We start from the raw sequence: 16,614 nt of genomic DNA on the forward strand, positions 1-16,614 counted from the left end.
AATATGTCAAATGAAGTACTTTGGATTATTTTGATGGTGGTTAACTTTACTTTTATTCTACTATCATATAAGCTATTTGGAAAGTTAGGATTGTTGGTCTGGAGTGGCTTTGCCATTGTTTTGGCTAATATTCAGGTGCTAAAGACTGTTGAATTATTTGGGATAGTCTCAACTTTAGGTAATATAATTTATGGGACCTCTTTTTTGGCTACAGATATCCTTTCGGAGAAGTATGGTAAGAAAGAAGCCAGTAAAGCAGTTTGGATTGGTTTTTTTGCGCTGATTTCAGCTACTTCAATTATGTGGCTTTGTTTAAAGTTTATACCCCATGAATCAGATTTTATCAATGAAAGTCTAGTTAATATCTTCTCTATCATGCCAAGAATTACGATAGCTTCCTTGATTGCTTACTTAGCAGGGCAGTTACATGATGTTTGGGCATATCATTATTGGAAAGAGAAGTTTAGTAAAGATAGCCAGCTTTGGATTCGAAATAATTTATCGACAATGGTCTCCCAATTGATAGATAGTCTCTTATTTACCTTTATTGCTTTTTATGGAGTTTTTGAGTTTGATATCTTTATAGAGATTTTAATTACAACATACTTTATGAAATGGTTGGTTGCTGCCTGTGATACACCAATTGTTTATTTGGCTAAAAAAATTGATAAACCGATCTTTGAATAATAAAAATGCTCTCCTTTTTTTAAGGAGAGCATTTTTATTATTTCTGGATAATTTCAGTACGATATCCATCTGGATCTGTTAAGAAGTAATAACCACCACTGGCTTCTTCACTTAAGCTTTTGATATCGCCTACTTGATAACCAGCCTCTTTATGTCGTTTATATGAACCTTTTAAGTCATCGACTACTACAGCAAAATGGCTGTACCCATCTCCAACTGTATAAGGCTCTTTACGATCATAATTATATGTAAGTTCAAGTTCAAAGTCTCCTGCAGGACTCTTCATATAAACAAGACTAAACTCATATTCTGGAAAGTCTCTTCTACGGGATATTTCAAAGTTTAAAGCATCCTCGTAAAATTTGATTGATTTCTCTAAATCAAGTACTCTAACACAGGCATGGACATATTCATAAGTTTGTGACATAGTATAAACCTCCTATTGAAATATTTGTTTACATTGTATAAGGTAGATATTTAATTGTCAACCCTTTATTATTAATTGAAGAGTTGATATAATATAATCAATAAGCATAATTAATACTAATAAAGATAATCTAATCAAATTTGCTTAAATTATGATATAAAGATAAGTTATCAGTTTTTAAATGAAACTAAATGAGATATTATGACACTTGTTTTTTTGATGGGCAGGTGGTTGAATGCTTAGGTAGTCAGTTTTAAACTAACCACAAAACTATCTATCCACTTGATACCGAAAGTGTTGTAATATATTTATCTATAAAAGGTACATTCAAACTTAAATCTATAATTAAATATTCTGTTAGAATAAGGAGCAAATTGGTTAAACTTTAAGTAAGAGGAGGGAAGTTGATAGAACTTAAAAGGTTTATAATAGTTTTATTTGAATATATATTAATCGTGCTTCTTAAAAATAAACAATCTAATATAATTTGAGTATAGGGCTTTGATTTATCAAAGCCCTAGATAAATTAAATACATATATTGTAAACGGGGTGAAAAGATGAAGAGCAAGGAATTAAAGGAGAAGTTGATTACATATTTTAGAGCAGGTGAATGTGAAATAGAATCACTGGGAATGGAGATAGAGCATTTTGTAGTAGAGAGAGATACTTTAAAGAGTGTAGGATATCGTAAGGTTGGAGGTGTTAAAGAGGTTTTAAAAGCTTTGGAGAAGAAAGGCTGGGAAGGTCAAAAAGAAGGGGGCAAGCTGATTGGTCTTAAATCTAGCAAAGCTGATATTACTTTAGAACCTGGTGGTCAACTGGAGATAGGGATCAGTCCTCAAGAGAAGATTGAGGATTTAAAGAAGATTTATCTTGATTTCTTAGAGGATATTATTCCTATTTTAGAAAAGAAGGGTTACTGGTTAATTAATTTAGGGTATCAATTACATAGTAAGATTAAAGAGATAGAGTGGAATGCTAAAGAGAGATATAAGATAATGTCAGATTATTTGGCTAAGACAGGTAAGTATGCTCATAATATGATGAAGGGAACAGCAGCTTTGCAGGTAGCTTTGGATTATAGAGATGAAGAGGACTTTATTAAGAAGTTTAGAGTGGCAAATACTCTATCGCCAGTTTTGAGTAGTCTGTTGGATAATTCCCCATTTTTTGAAGGTGGGGTTTATGAAGGGCAAGCTCTGCGTACGGTTATTTGGGATAATACTGATGATGAACGCTGTGGTATTGTAAAGGAGGCTTTTGATGAGGATTTTGGCTATAAAAAGTATGCTGAATATATTCTAAGTCGTAGACCAATTTTGATTAAAAGCAGGGGAGAGTATATCTCTACTTTAGATAAGAATAATTATCAAATATTTGAAAATAGGGAGTTTGGAACAGAAGAGTTGGAACATATTTTAACTATGGTCTTTCCTGATGTTCGGGCTAAACAGTTTGTTGAGATTAGGATGGCAGATTCATTGCCACCTGAATATAGTTTTGCAGTTGTTGCTTTATGGAAGGGGTTGTTTTATAACCAAAAGCTATTGGATAAGGTTTATAATTTTATTAGAGAATTCACCTTAGCAGAGGTATTATCTGCTAGAAAAGAGATTATAGATAAAGGAATTGAAGCATATTTAGGCGAATATAAGGTGGTAGAGGTAGGAGAAAAATTACTTGATTGGGTAAAGTTATCTTTAGCAGAGGATGAAGTAGGATATTTAGCTCCTTTAGTAGATATAATAAAGAGTAGAGAGACTTTAGCAAACAAAGCAAAAAAAGAGTTAAAGTTAAAGAGTAAACGAGAAGTAATTGAAGATCATATCTTGAATTTGAGTATTAAGGAGGATAATTAGGTGGAGGCGATTTATAAGAGATATCAAGAGATATTATCAGCAAATCCAAATAAATATTATGAGGATTATCAGCAACTTTATAAGAAGATGGAAGATTCTCCTGCATATTATCATGGGCAGGTAATTCCCTTCTTATATCAGCCTTTATTTTTTAGTGATGAAGAACTTAAAATTTTTAAAGAATTAACAAGTCAATTAACGGATATTCTAAATAAAGTAATAGCTAAATATCTATCTGATGGACAGTTCCGTTCTTATTTTTCTTTTTCTAAAGAGTTGGAAGAGTTGATTTTAGCTGATCCGGGATATAGTTGCCCCTTTCCTATGACACGTTTTGATATCTTTTATTATGGGGGCAGAAATTTTAAGTTTTGTGAATTAAATACCGACGGCTCTTCAGGTGCTGTCAAAACCAATACCTTGGAGAAATTTTTCCTATCTACAAAGGCTATAGATAAGTTGAAGAGAGATTACCAAATAGCTTATGCTGAGTTGATTGAGAGTTGGATTGATAACTTATTAGAGAATTACCGGCAGTTTAATCCCAATCATGATAAGCCTAATATTGCTATTATGGACTTTGAAGGTTATGGGATGGTTAAAGAGTTTGAGTGCTTTAGAGATGCTATCAAAGAACGAGGTTACCAGGTTGAGATTATTGACCCTAGAGAGTTAGATTATCGTGATAATAAGCTATATAGTGGTGATTTTAGGGTCGATTTAATTTATCGTCGAGCAGTAACTTTAGATTTAATCGGTCACTATGATGAAATTGAAGATTTTGTGGCAGCCTATCTTGACGGTAATATCTGTGTGGTAGGCGGACTTCGCTCTCAGATTATTCATAATAAGATTATCTTTGCTCTTTTACAAGATTCTGATAAGGTAGATTTTTTAAGTAAAGAGGAACAAGAATTTATTAAGCAGCATATCCCTTACACAAGAATTTTTAATCCCACTGATGATCAGTTGTTTAATTATGTCAAAGAGAATAGAGAATCTCTAGTATTAAAGCCAATGGACTTATATGGAGCAGATGGGGTTGCAATTGGAAGGGATTTAAGTCAAGCTGAGTGGGAAGCTAGGCTTGATAAGATTGAAGGAAAGAGTTATTTGGTACAAGAGTTCTGTTTGGTACCAGAAAAAGAGCTAGCAGTCTTTGGTCAAGGTAAGCTCTCTTTTGAACCTTTTAAGTATACTTTAGGGCTATTCTTATACAATCAAGACTTTAAAGGTATCTATACAAGAGCAGGCAAGGATAATGTAATTGCTAGTGCAACAGGTTGTGTGACATTACCAAACTTAATTATAGATTAGGCCAATTAATTATAATTATTTTAGGAGGTGCTCTTATGGCTACAGGATTAATGGCAGGTAAAAAGGGTTTAATTATGGGAGTTGCAAATCAGAAATCGATTGCTTGGAATATTGCTGAAAGGCTAAAAGAAGAGGGGGCAGAATTGGCTTTTACTTATCAAAATGAACAAATAGGTGAGAGGGTGATTCCCCTTTTTGAAAGTATAGAAGCTAAGTTTTATCAGACTTTAGATGTAACAAGTGATGAGGATTTTGATAAGGTATTTAGTGAGCTAGCTGATGCCTTTGATGGTGAGTTGGATTTTATAGTCCATGCAATAGCTGGAGGTCCTGCTAAAGGCGATTTAAGTGGGATGTACCTAGAGACCAGTCGTGATAGTTTCAGCAGAGCTTTAGAGATCAGTGTCTATTCCTTTGTTAAAGCTGTTCAATCAGCTTATCCAATGATGAAAGAGAAGGGTGGTTCTGCTGTTACTATGAGTTATTATGGTGCAGAGAAGGTAGTTCCCAATTATAATGTAATGGGTGTGGCTAAGTCTGCCTTAGAGTCTTCAGTTCGTTATCTAGCGGCTGATTTAGGAGAGACAAATATTAGGGTTAATGCACTATCTCCTGGTCCAGTCTTAACTAGGGCTGCCAGTGGAATCGGTGACTTTAGAAATATGTTAAAGGAGTTTGCTGAAAAGACTCCAATGAAGAGGCTTGTAGAGAAAGAAGAGATAGCAGCTAATACACTCTACTTATTGAGTGATCTATCTTCTGGAGTAACAGGTGAGATTATCCATGTTGATGGGGGCTATAATGTTAAAGCATAGCTTAATTGCTTAAAATTTAATAAATTTTGCTAAGAGATGGGCTTTGAGTCTATCTCTTTTCTATTTTATCAATTATCAATTAAATTTTTAGATTTTAATAATTGTTGCTTAGTTGAGTATTTTTTAATTTAAAAAGATAATAAAAAATAGGATTTAAGTAAATAATTATTTACTTAAATCCTATTTCAGGATAATATTATTGATATTAGATTTGTAGATTTACAATAATCATTAATTTTAGCAGTTAAGGTCAAATTAACAGCTCCTTTCAGTAGAAAATGGTTTTAGCTAAGGTTTTTCTGAATTGTTCTTTTAAAATAACAACATTGATCAGTTAAATAAACATGGGTATTTAGCTTTGTGCAATAGAATCTTCTATAGACAAAATAAAAGCATTTTGAACACATTAATTCATCCTCCTTTCGATAGGGTAAAGGTTTAAGCCCGAATTTAATAATTAACATCATTTTCTAGAAAAGATTACATTTATATGTTAGTTTTTAGTTGAAGTTGTGTTAATTATAATTACTTTCATTACTTTTGTCAAGGTGTACACTATAATTTTGACATATAGTTAACATAAAATAAAAAATTACGTCTAAGTATAAGTAAAATATCAAATTAGTAAATTGAAAGATTAGAGGTGAAATAAAGGAAAAGCTCCCGTTAAGCTAGAAATAATCTTTTAAGAATTTAAAAAGGGGGAAGTAGATGGTGTATTATATCAGAAACATAATTGCTAGTTTGTTATTACCACCAGGGTTATTCTTTGTATTGGTAGCTATTTTAGTTTTACTCAACTTTAAAAAAGGAATCTCCTATTCTGCGCAACGAAATAAGAAGCGTTATATCTCTTTAGGATTAATCTTCTTATTATTTTCTGTATATATTTTCAGTACTTATTTTGGAGAGCTAATGCTAGTTAAGCCTTTAGAGGATAACTATGCCCCCTTAGATATAAAGGGGCTATCAGAAGAGAAGAGTGCAATTGTTATCTTAGGCGGAGGAATCAAACGGGGGACACTACGAGGTGAAGAGATTGAATTTAAGACCTTAAGTAGGTTATATGAAGGTTTGAAGCTATATCAAAATTCGGGATATGAGCTAGTTGTAACTGGAGGTACTCCTCCAGGGATGTCAGGGATATCAGAGGCAGAGATAATGAGAGATGTATTGGTGGATTTCGGAGTTGATTCTGAGCATATAATGGTAGAGGATAAAGCTTTGACCACTTGGCTTAATGCGGTCAATACTACAGGGATTTTAGAGGGGCTAGGTTATAGAAGGATTATATTGGTTACTGATGCTATTCATATGAGCCGTTCCCTCTCTTCTTTTCAAAAGAATTGGAAGTATGAATTGATAGCTGCTCCTGCTAATTATTTATGGGAGGATAGGATTAATATTTTAGACTTCTTCCCTAATGGTAACTCATTAGAAAATAACATCAAAGCTATGCATGAATGGTTAGGTCTAATTTGGTATCTATTTAAGAGATAGTCAAATTTAAGTAAGAGAAGATAGAAATTATATAATCAAACAGCTCTATCTTATAAAATTTGTGATAAAAGATACTTATTTAGGTTATATAACTCTTCCACTTTTAATAAGATATAATAGCATAATATGAAAAAAATTCTAATTAAAAGGAGGAGGATGAATGCCTGAATTAAAATTACAGAGTAAAAAGAGAGAAGAGGCTCTAATGGATGTATTAGAGTCTACAGCCTTAGAGAAGGTAGCTTTAGCTGAATTATTAAATGCTGGTGCTGAAGAGATGAGAGGGGTTATGGACTTAGAGGATGTTAGTGTTGATAAGTTAATTGATTTCCAAAGTAGTTTAAATTCAATTATTCAAAATGGTATAGAGGTTCAAAAGATGTTACAAGATGATATGAAATATTCATTAAATATCAATAATGTAGAGAGTGGTACAATTGAGATAGAAGAAGTGATCACTGAAGAGATTGTTGATGGAAAGAAGAGAATTAAGAAGATAATTACTAAAAAAGAATAAGTAGTTTTAACATATCTATTTAGTCAGACCGATATTGGTCTGGCTTTTTTATTTAAATTTAAGATTTAAGAATAAAGACCTAATTATGGTATGCTCATTTCGATAGATTGCTTGTATTATTTAAGGTTAATATCATCATACTATAGATATGTGAATTCGGAATAAAATCTACAACAGTTAATTAGAATAAAAAGGGTGGTTAAACTATGGAACTATTCATTGGACATAAACTTCTTAAAAGAAAAGATGGCTATACAGTTATCTTATATCTTGATCAAGAGCTAAGTGAGTTTGCTAAAGACTTTGATGAAATAGATAGTAAAGAGAGAATAGGTTTAGAGCGGGCTATTAGAGACTATATTAAAGAGAAGTTACCTAATATTAAAGTAAAGAGTATTAATTTGATGGTAGGTTCTTTATTGGTAGCCTCATTGCCCTTTGCTAATATTGGGGTTGCGAAGGCAGCAGAGCCCTCTCAAACTCAAACCCAGAGTTTAAGAACATATAAAGTAGAGTCTGGTGATACTTTAGTAAAGATATCTAATAAGTTTGGAACTACAGTCTCTAAATTGAAGGCTCTCAATGGATTAAGCAGTGATCTAATCTATATCGGTCAAACTCTAAAGATACCCCAGCTACAAGACAAGACTCATATTGTACAAGCAGGTGATACCCTATCTGAGCTTGCTAGAAGATATAATTTGAGTCTGCAAGGGCTGAAGCGGACTAATGGTCTGACTGGTGATAGAATTTATATTGGTCAAGCTCTAACTATACCTAAGCAAGATGAATTACCTTCTGTCAAAAGATTACCTGATGAAGTTTTTAGAGTTGGTGATAGAGGAGAAGGAGTAAAAGCTATCCAAATAGCTCTTAATGACTTGGGCTATTCATTGGTAGAGGATGGTGCTTATGGTCCTACAACTGAAAGGATAGTCAGTGATTTTCAAAAACAGTATGATGCTTTGAATGTCGATGGTATCTATGGTCCTAAAACAAAAGAATATTTAGCAGAGGCTCTACTTACAGACCATATTGTCTTAGCAGAACCTAGTGATACCTTAGCTTTGGTTAATAAGAATAATAGTCTCCCCTCAAACTATATTCCAGAGAATTTAGTAGTACCTGATGTCCCTTTTCCTTTTACAGAATTTCATGAAAAGAAGTTAATGAGGGAGGATGCTGCTAGGGCTTTAGAGAGGCTCTTTGCTAAAGCTAAAGAGGAGAATATAGCTTTGTATGCTACCTCGGGCTATCGCTCCTATGATCGTCAAAAAGCAATCTTTACCTCTAAATCGATGAGATATGGTTTAGAAAGAGCAAATCAGTTCAGTGCTAAGCCAGGGGAGAGTGAACATCAAACAGGTTTAGCAATGGATGTAACAAGTCCTAAAGTAAACTTTGCTTTAAGTCAATCCTTTGGAGAGACAAGAGAGGGAAGATGGCTTAAAGAAAATGCTCCTAAATTTGGCTTTATTATCAGGTATCCAGAAGGAAAGGAAGAGGTTACCGGTTATCAATATGAACCTTGGCATCTTCGTTATCTAGGTAATAATCATATTGCTTATACGATTGCTAGTAATGGAGCAACTCTAGAGGAGTATTTAGGAATGGCATAAGTTTACTTATTGGAATGGAACTTAAAGCAGAATATCTGAAATTAAAATCAAAAATTAAATATAGCCCAGAATAGAAAAAAGAGGTGAAGATTTATGAATCAGATAGTAGAAAAGCAAGCTAACAGACTCATTTATGAAAAGTCCCCCTATCTGCTACAACATGCCCATAATCCTGTAAACTGGTACCCTTGGAGTGAAGAAGCCTTTCAGAAGGCAGAAAAAGAAGATAAGCCTATCTTCTTATCGATTGGTTATTCTACCTGTCACTGGTGCCATGTGATGGAGCGGGAGAGTTTTGAGGATGAGGAGGTAGCTCAAGCTTTAAATGATTTCTTTGTATCAATCAAAGTTGATCGTGAAGAGCGACCTGATATCGATAGTATCTATATGAATGTCTGCCAAGCCTTAACAGGTCGTGGAGGCTGGCCCCTAACGATTATCATGACCCCTGATAAGAAGCCCTTTTTTGCTGGTACTTACTTCCCTAAAAGCAGTATCAGAGGGAGAATGGGTCTATTGCAGGTTTTAGAGAGGATAGAGGAGGGCTGGGATAATAATCGTGAGAGAGTAATCAAGTCCAGTAATGAGATAGTTCAGGTGATTCAAGATGAAGAAAATCAAAGGATAGATGAAATTTCTAGCAAAGAGATGGCAGAGGCTGTAGATAAGACTGCTGAGATGTTCAGTGACTACTTTGACCGTAAATATGGTGGTTTTGGAACAGCACCTAAGTTTCCTACCCCCCATAATTTAATGTTTTTATTGAGGTATTGGAAGTTAAGGGAGGATGATTCTGCTCTAGAGATAGTTGAAGAGACCCTAGATAAGATGTATCGTGGTGGAGTTTATGATCATATAGGCTATGGTTTTAGTCGTTATTCCACCTATGATAAATGGTTAGTCCCACATTTTGAAAAGATGCTTTATGATAATGCTCTGTTGGCAATTACTTACTTAGAAGCCTTTCAAGCTAGGGGAGAAGAGGAGTATGCTGAAATTGCTGAAGAGATCTTAACCTATGTGATTAGAGACATGACTTCTGAACAAGGTGGCTTCTATTCAGCTGAAGATGCTGACTCTGAAGGGATAGAAGGTAAGTTCTATCTGTGGACACCTCAAGAGGTTAAAGATGTGTTAGGAGAAGAGCTGGGAACAGAGTTCTGTGAATATTATGATATTGCTACAAAGGGAAACTTTGAAGGAAAGAGTATTCCCAATTTAATTGGTAATAATGAACGAAAAGCTAAGCTAGAAGAGCGTTTTGGAGAGGCTAAGCAGAAACTTTTTGAGGCTAGAGCTAAGCGGGTACATCCTTATAAGGATGATAAGATTTTGACCTCGTGGAATGCTTTAATGATTGTAGCTATGGCAAGAGCTGCTAAATCCTTGAATAAGGATATCTATTTAGAGCAGGCAGAGAAGGCTATAGACTTTATTTGGAATAATTTAAGGAATGAAGATGGCAGATTATTGGCACGCTATCGTGATGGAGACGCAGCCTATTTGGCCTATGTCGATGATTATGCCTTCTTGGTCTGGGCATTAATTGAGCTTTATGAGAGTAGCTTCAATGCTAAATATCTTAAGATGGCTTTGGAACTAAATGATGATCTAATCCGTTATTTCTGGGATGATAAGCAGGGAGGTCTCTATCTTTATGGTAGTGATGGTGAAGAGTTGATTACCCGTCCTAAGGAGGTCTATGATGGGGCAATCCCTTCAGGAAATTCCGTTGCTACCTTCAACTTCTTGCGTTTAGCAAGGTTATTGAATGATAATGACTTACAGGAGAAGGCAGACTCACAGATTAAAGCTTTTTGGAATCAGATTAAGGAGGATAATATCTACTACTCTTACTTTATGTCATCACTATTATTTGTCTTAGCTGAGGGTAGGGAAGTGATTATTGTCGGAAATAGAGAAGCTAATGATACTAAAGAGATTAGAGATGCCCTTAGGGATAACTTTACCCCCTTTACAACAACTTTGCTTAAGGATGAGAGAAACAGTGAGCTTTTAAGTGAAATTGCTCCTTTTATAGAAAATTATCAGCAGATAGATGATAAAGTAACGGCATACATCTGCCAAAACTATACCTGTCAGAGTCCAACTACAGATTTAGATGAGATAAGGGAGAGGCTAATGTAGTATTTGAGTCTGAGGTTAAGGTTAAGATTGATTAGAAAATATTAGTATAGCCTATAATCTCTTGATTATGTTATAATTAGTTTAGATAAAATCATTAAAGGTGTAGGAATTCCTACACTTTTTAAATTAAGGGGAGATTTAGATTGAATAAGTTAAAATTACAGACAGTACTTATACTGGCTATGATGATCTTTCTAGCCGCAATGGGTTATTTTGGGACTAGCTTATTTAAATCAAAGGGTGTTGATTTAAAGCAGGATGACTTGACAAGTGAAGTTTCAGCTTCAGAAAGAGAAGCTGCTCAAGAGGCTAAAGCAATTCAGCAAGTTCAAGAGGTTGAGCAAGAAGCTTTTACAAGTATAGCTTATGATAGTTATAAAGACTGGGAAAGGTTATTAGAGGATTATAATTATAATATCAATCAAAAAGCAGTAGAGATACCTAGGGTAAAGGTGAAGAGATTTCCAGAGGATATTGGTGAGATTAGAGATGTTGCTAAGAAGAAGAAGATCTTTTTAAGTATCACTTTAATTGGAGCTTACCATGCCAATCAAGAGCTGCTAGAGGATAGAAGAAGGCTTAAATCTATTGCTAAAAAGTATGCTAGCTCTTCTAGCGTTGATACTGAGAATGAAGAGTGGGTGAGTCAGCTTAAAAAAGAGTATAGTGTTAAAAGTGATGATTTAGAAGAGGTATTAAATTTATTACTTACTAAAGTTGATATTATACCTCTATCTCTAGTCTTGGCTCAGGCTGCTTGTGAATCAGGCTGGGGTACTTCTAGGTTTACTAGGGTGGCTAATAATATCTTTGGGGAGTGGACCTTTAGCAAGGAGGTTGCAGGGGTAGTTCCTAAAGATAGACCTGTAAATGCTACTTATAAGATTAGAAAATTTGATACAATAGAAGCCTCTATTAAAAGCTATATTAATAATTTAAATAGCCATTATGCTTATGAAGAATTGTGGAAGATTAGGACAAGTTTAAGAAATAAGGGAGAAGAGCTAGATAGTGTAAAATTAGCTGAGGGGCTATTGAACTATTCTCAGCGTAGAGAGCTATATATCGAAGAACTTCAAGATATTATTAAATATAATAACTTACAAAAGTTAGATAGTTTATTAAAAGATTAAATTTAGCTCTGACTAATTAAATCTATCTTTAACTTGAATCTTAAAGCTATTTATAAGCAATCATAAATTAGGATGCATTTAAATGCATCCTAATTCTTTTATAAGCAGGTATCTAATTTTAAGTATAGAATAAGAGTTATGAAGTAATTGAAAGAGAAGAGATTTGGATTGGTTGATTTCATAAATTAAAATCAAAAAGCATAATCTAGCATAGAATAGGTGCTGCTTTTATTAGCAGGATAGCTGTTAATAAGTTTGATCAATGTGTTAGCAGAGATTAATGATAAGTCAGTAACTTTACTCAACTATCTTGAGATTTTTATTACATAAAATTATAAGATAATAGCTGTTAAAAAAGGGGAGAGGTAATAATGAAGAAGTATCAGATGATTTTCTGCTTAGATAATTTAGATCAGATTAGAGATATCTTTGGCGATAATATTATAGTCAATATAAAGAACAATATAGATAAGAAGTTTAAAGAGATTGTTCTTCAGCTGCTAGAGAGGCATAGTATCTTAAGTGAAAAGGTGGAGGTATTTGATGGTTGCTGGTCTCTAATCTTTGCTATGGAAGGAGATAATATTCTAGTTGATATTGATGAGCAGCTAGAGTCTATACAGGTGGCAGGAAGTAAACTTATCAGAGAATTGTTAAGAGAGGAGTTTGGGGATGCTACTGGTAATCAGGTTTCTTTTAAATTTTTAATCACACCATTAGATGAAGATGCTAATGAGATAGATTCCTTTGAGATAGATTCCTTTAATTACATCAATTATCTGTTAGAGAGAGAGGCTGTAAGTGACTTTAAGTATAATAATATAATAAGTAAAGGGGATTTTGTAGATATTATTAAAGAGAAAAAGATAACAACCTTTCTACAAGCCATTATCTCTTTAAAGAAAGATGACATTATCGGCTATGAGGTGTTGACTAGAGGACCGCTTGATAGTGGTTTATTTCAGGCAAGTGACCTCTTCTCAGCAGCTGCTTACTTTGATTTAACAGAAGAGTTGGAGTTGGCTGCTATTATTAAAGGTTTAGAATGGGGTTTCTCTTTACCTGATAAATATATGTTGTTTTTAAATATCGGCCCTAAGCTATTATTAAAGGATACCTTTTATGATGCTATTTCAGATGTGAGATTTGCTAAGTTATTATCTAGGGTTGTCTTTGAGATTACTGAGCATATGCCTTTATCCCAATTAAAACAGATTAAGCATAATATTTTAAAGTTAAATAAGCTAGGTGCTAATATTGCTTTAGATGATACAGGATGTGGATTTTATGATATGGCTGCTGTTGAAGAGTTAAGGCCTAAAATAGTTAAACTCTGTATAACTGTAGCAAAGCAGATTGGTGCAGATATTAAGGTTGAAGATGATATATATGATACAGTAGTTAGAATTAAAGAGGCAGGCTCAATTGTTTTAGCAGAGGGAATAGAGAATAAAGAGCAACTTGATTTATTAAAGAGGTGTAATGTAGATTTAGTGCAAGGTTATTATTATCATAGACCAAAGCCAGCAGCAGAAGTCTTAAAGGAGATTATGGTTAAGGTCTAGATCTACACTGTATAATAAAATTTAAATTTTATTAAGAATTTTTCATTTAGATTACTTTATAACTTGTAATAATTTCTCGATATGTTATTATATTTTATATAATTGCTTATTTAAGCTTTAAGAACACGGTGATTTCATCAAAATCATCATGGAAATATTTAAATAGCTAAAAATCATTACATAAGTAGACATTGGTTTCTGATGGATAGCCAAATTATTAACTAAAGTAGTAAAGAAGGGGTTGTGAAGATGAGAGATGATATTTTAGATTTATTAAAGAATAATAGCAAATTATCCCATGAACAGATAGCTACTATGCTAGATTTGTCTGTAGAAGAGGTTGAAAATGAGATTGTCCAATTAGAAAAGAAGAATATTATTGTTAAATATTCGACCTTAATCGATTGGGATAAGACCAATAAAGAGTTGGTTTCTGCTTTAATAGATGTAAAGGTAACACCAGAGAGGGACTTTGGTTTTGATGCAGTAGCTAAAAGAATTTATAAGTTTCCTGAGGTAAGCTCTGTGCATTTAATGTCTGGAGGTTATGACTTATCGGTTCAGGTAGAAGGTAGAACAATGAAAGAGGTAGCTTTATTTGTGGCTGAGAAGTTATCTACTATTGAGCATGTCCAAAGTACAGCTACCCATTTTATGTTAAAGACCTATAAGAAGGATGGAGTAATCTTTAAAGGAGAGACTAAGCCAGCAGAACGTTTAGTGGTCTCACCATGAATTGGTCTAAGATAATTTCACCACGGGTGCAGGCAATTCCCCCTTCAGGGATCAGGAAGTTCTTTGATTTGGCTTCAGAGGTAGATAATGTTATTTCCTTAGGAGTAGGAGAGCCTGATTTTGTAACACCTTGGCATATTAGAGAGGCTGCTTTTTATTCTTTAGAACAAGGAGATACCATGTATACTTCTAATTATGGTCTCTTAGAGCTAAGAGAGGAGATAGCTAATTTATTAAAGAGGGATTATAAGCTAGAATATAGCCCTAAAAATCAGATTTTAGTTACAGTTGGAGTCAGTGAAGCCTTAGACTTAGCTTTACGTGCTTTATTAAAAGAAGGAGAAGAGGTACTCTTACCTGAGCCCTGTTATGTATCTTACGAACCATCTGCTTTATTAGCTGGAGGTAAAGTCGTTAGAATCAAGACTAGAGCAGAGGATAACTTTAAGTTACGGGCTAAAGATTTAAGAGAAGCCATCACTCCTAAAAGTAAGGTATTGGTCTTATGTTATCCTAGTAATCCAACTGGGGCTACTATGGATAAAGCGGACTTGGAGGAGATTGCTGAGGTTGTTAAGGAGCATAACTTAATCGTTTTATCTGATGAGATATACAGCCGTTTGACTTATGAAGGAGAGCATACCAGCTTTGCCACTTTAGAAGGGATGAAGAAGAGGACTATTTTATTTAATGGTTTCTCTAAAGCCTATGCTATGACTGGGTGGAGGGTAGGCTATGTAGCTGCTCCAGAAGAGATCTTGCAAGCAATGATGAAGATTCACCAATATACTATGCTCTGTGCTCCAATCGTTAGTCAGAAGGCAGCTTTGGAGGCAGTACGTAATGGTGATAAGGAAGTAGAGAAGATGGTCAAGTCATATAATCAACGCAGAAGGGTAATCGTTAAAGGTTTAAATGAGATTGGTTTAGAATGTTTTAAGCCTAAGGGATCTTTTTATGTATTTCCTTCTATTAAAAGTACTGGGCTAAGTTCTGAAGAGTTTGCTGAAAGGCTATTAAAAGAGGAGGGTGTAGTGGTAATTCCAGGTAATGTCTTTGGCGAGAGTGGAGAAGGGTTTATTCGTTGTTCTTATGCTTCCTCTTTAGATAATATATATGAGGCTTTAAAGAGAATAGGAAGATTTGTGGATAAATTATAAAAAAGGCGTAATATTACGCCTTTTTTATAATTTAATAATAGTTTAACTCAAATTTAGACTTATCCTTAATTTTAAACTTAGTTGTAATCTCAATCAACCTTGCTTACTACTATTCCAATTAAACCAGGTCCTGTATGGACTACCATAGATGGACCGATCTGTCCAAAGAAGGTATCCTTAACATTATCTATTTTTTTTATCTTCTCTAATAGCTCTTTAGCTTCTTCATAGGCGGCACCATGCATTACATCTACAGTACTGATACCTTCTGTAATCTTATCTTTAACTATATTATAGATTGTATTGATAGATTTCTTTCTTCCCCGTGATTTCTTTAGGGTATAGTATTGACCATCGTCATCAATAGATATAATCGGTTTAAGGTTTAAAAGCTCACCAATAGTTCCTGATACTTTACCGATTCTACCACCTTCAATTAAATATTTTAAGCTTTTTACTACAAAAAAGACCTCGGTATTATTCATCTTTTTTTCGATTTTCTTTATAATATCAGCAAAGTTCAATCCTTTTTCAATCAAGTCAGCAGCATAAAGAACCAACCTTCCTAATCCCATAGATAATGCTTTAGAGTCGATTACTTCAACAGTAATACCTTCAACCTGTTGAGCAATCATTCTAACCATATTATAAGTACCACTTAAACCACTAGAGATGTGGACTGCGATAACATGGGTAAATCCTTCTTCCTTTAGTTTTAGAAGGATATTTGTAGCATCATTAGGAGATGGCATAGAAGTACTTGGAATTTCTTCAGCAAATCTATTATAAATCTCTTCTGGCTGAATATCTACCCTGTCGGTATATTGTTTATCTTTATAGATTATCTTCAAAGGAAGGCTGTGTATCTGCTTCTCTTCTAAAATTTCTTTAGGAATGTCAGAGGTACTATCAGTTAATAGAGCAATCTTTTGATCCATTTTAACAAATCACCTTCTTTACAAGAATATTTTAATTTCATTATATCATAAATAACTTTAAGCAATCAATTTAAGATAATTATTAATTATCTATTATAGTATATGCAGTTTAATAGATAAATTTCTATTATTAAACCCTATGTTGATACAATAGATAGAAAAAGCGACATTTAGGAGGTAGGTGGGTAGGGGT

14 protein-coding genes are annotated in these 16,614 nt (G+C 33.8%); 12 read left to right on the plus strand and 2 right to left on the minus strand.

The window, feature by feature from the left end; all coding sequences use genetic code 11:
• Positions 1-3 precede the first annotated feature (3 nt).
• A complete protein-coding gene (locus BX659_RS10425) occupies positions 4-687 on the plus strand; it encodes a queuosine precursor transporter (protein ID WP_097018732.1) in 684 nt (227 codons plus the stop codon).
• A gap of 37 nt (positions 688-724) precedes the next feature.
• Here BX659_RS10425 and gloA read toward each other — a convergent pair whose 3' ends face one another.
• Positions 725-1,114 carry a lactoylglutathione lyase gene (gene gloA, locus BX659_RS10430; RefSeq protein ID WP_097018731.1) on the minus strand — a complete coding sequence of 130 codons (390 nt, stop codon included), beginning with the start codon at positions 1,112-1,114 and terminating at the stop codon, positions 725-727.
• A gap of 558 nt (positions 1,115-1,672) precedes the next feature.
• Here gloA and BX659_RS10435 point away from each other — a divergent pair.
• From BX659_RS10435 to BX659_RS10485, 11 genes are all read left to right on the plus strand, one after another.
• Entirely contained in the window at positions 1,673-2,974 is a 1,302-nt protein-coding gene (locus BX659_RS10435; RefSeq protein WP_097018730.1) for a glutamate--cysteine ligase, read from the plus strand.
• A complete protein-coding gene (locus BX659_RS10440; RefSeq protein WP_097018729.1) occupies positions 2,975-4,291 on the plus strand; it encodes a circularly permuted type 2 ATP-grasp protein in 1,317 nt (438 codons plus the stop codon).
• Positions 4,292-4,326: 35 nt separating this feature from the next.
• Positions 4,327-5,106, plus strand: coding sequence for an enoyl-ACP reductase FabI (locus BX659_RS10445; RefSeq protein ID WP_097018728.1), 780 nt, complete (start codon positions 4,327-4,329; stop codon positions 5,104-5,106).
• A 711-nt stretch (positions 5,107-5,817) separates the two neighbouring features.
• Positions 5,818-6,606: a YdcF family protein gene (locus tag BX659_RS10450; protein WP_097018727.1), complete on the plus strand. Its 789-nt coding sequence runs from the start codon at positions 5,818-5,820 to the stop codon at positions 6,604-6,606.
• A 160-nt stretch (positions 6,607-6,766) separates the two neighbouring features.
• Complete coding sequence (locus BX659_RS10455) at positions 6,767-7,123, plus strand: hypothetical protein (protein WP_097018726.1); 357 nt, start codon at positions 6,767-6,769, stop codon at positions 7,121-7,123.
• A gap of 206 nt (positions 7,124-7,329) precedes the next feature.
• A complete protein-coding gene (locus BX659_RS10460) occupies positions 7,330-8,742 on the plus strand; it encodes a D-alanyl-D-alanine carboxypeptidase family protein (RefSeq protein WP_097018725.1) in 1,413 nt (470 codons plus the stop codon).
• Positions 8,743-8,835: 93 nt separating this feature from the next.
• Positions 8,836-10,890 carry a thioredoxin domain-containing protein gene (locus BX659_RS10465; protein ID WP_097018724.1) on the plus strand — a complete coding sequence of 685 codons (2,055 nt, stop codon included), beginning with the start codon at positions 8,836-8,838 and terminating at the stop codon, positions 10,888-10,890.
• Between the two features lie 143 nt (positions 10,891-11,033).
• Positions 11,034-12,023, plus strand: coding sequence for a glucosaminidase domain-containing protein (locus BX659_RS10470; RefSeq protein ID WP_097018723.1), 990 nt, complete (start codon positions 11,034-11,036; stop codon positions 12,021-12,023).
• Positions 12,024-12,394: 371 nt separating this feature from the next.
• Positions 12,395-13,588 (plus strand): EAL domain-containing protein, encoded by a 1,194-nt coding sequence (locus BX659_RS10475; protein WP_097018722.1) that lies wholly within the window; start codon positions 12,395-12,397, stop codon positions 13,586-13,588.
• Between the two features lie 249 nt (positions 13,589-13,837).
• Positions 13,838-14,323 (plus strand): Lrp/AsnC family transcriptional regulator, encoded by a 486-nt coding sequence (locus BX659_RS10480; protein ID WP_097018721.1) that lies wholly within the window; start codon positions 13,838-13,840, stop codon positions 14,321-14,323.
• The gene (locus BX659_RS10485; protein WP_097018720.1) at positions 14,320-15,483 is read left to right on the plus strand and encodes an aminotransferase class I/II-fold pyridoxal phosphate-dependent enzyme; all 1,164 of its coding nucleotides are present in this window, start codon (positions 14,320-14,322) and stop codon (positions 15,481-15,483) included. Before BX659_RS10480 ends, BX659_RS10485 begins: the two co-directional genes overlap by 4 nt.
• Positions 15,484-15,572: 89 nt before the next feature.
• On the opposite strand, the gene BX659_RS10490 is transcribed toward BX659_RS10485, so the two are convergent.
• Complete coding sequence (locus BX659_RS10490) at positions 15,573-16,421, minus strand: DegV family protein (RefSeq protein WP_097018719.1); 849 nt, start codon at positions 16,419-16,421, stop codon at positions 15,573-15,575.
• Between the last annotated feature and the right edge of the window lie 193 nt (positions 16,422-16,614).

Source organism: Orenia metallireducens, from assembly GCF_003001995.1.
Taxonomy (GTDB): domain Bacteria; phylum Bacillota; class Halanaerobiia; order Halobacteroidales; family Halobacteroidaceae; genus Orenia; species Orenia metallireducens_B.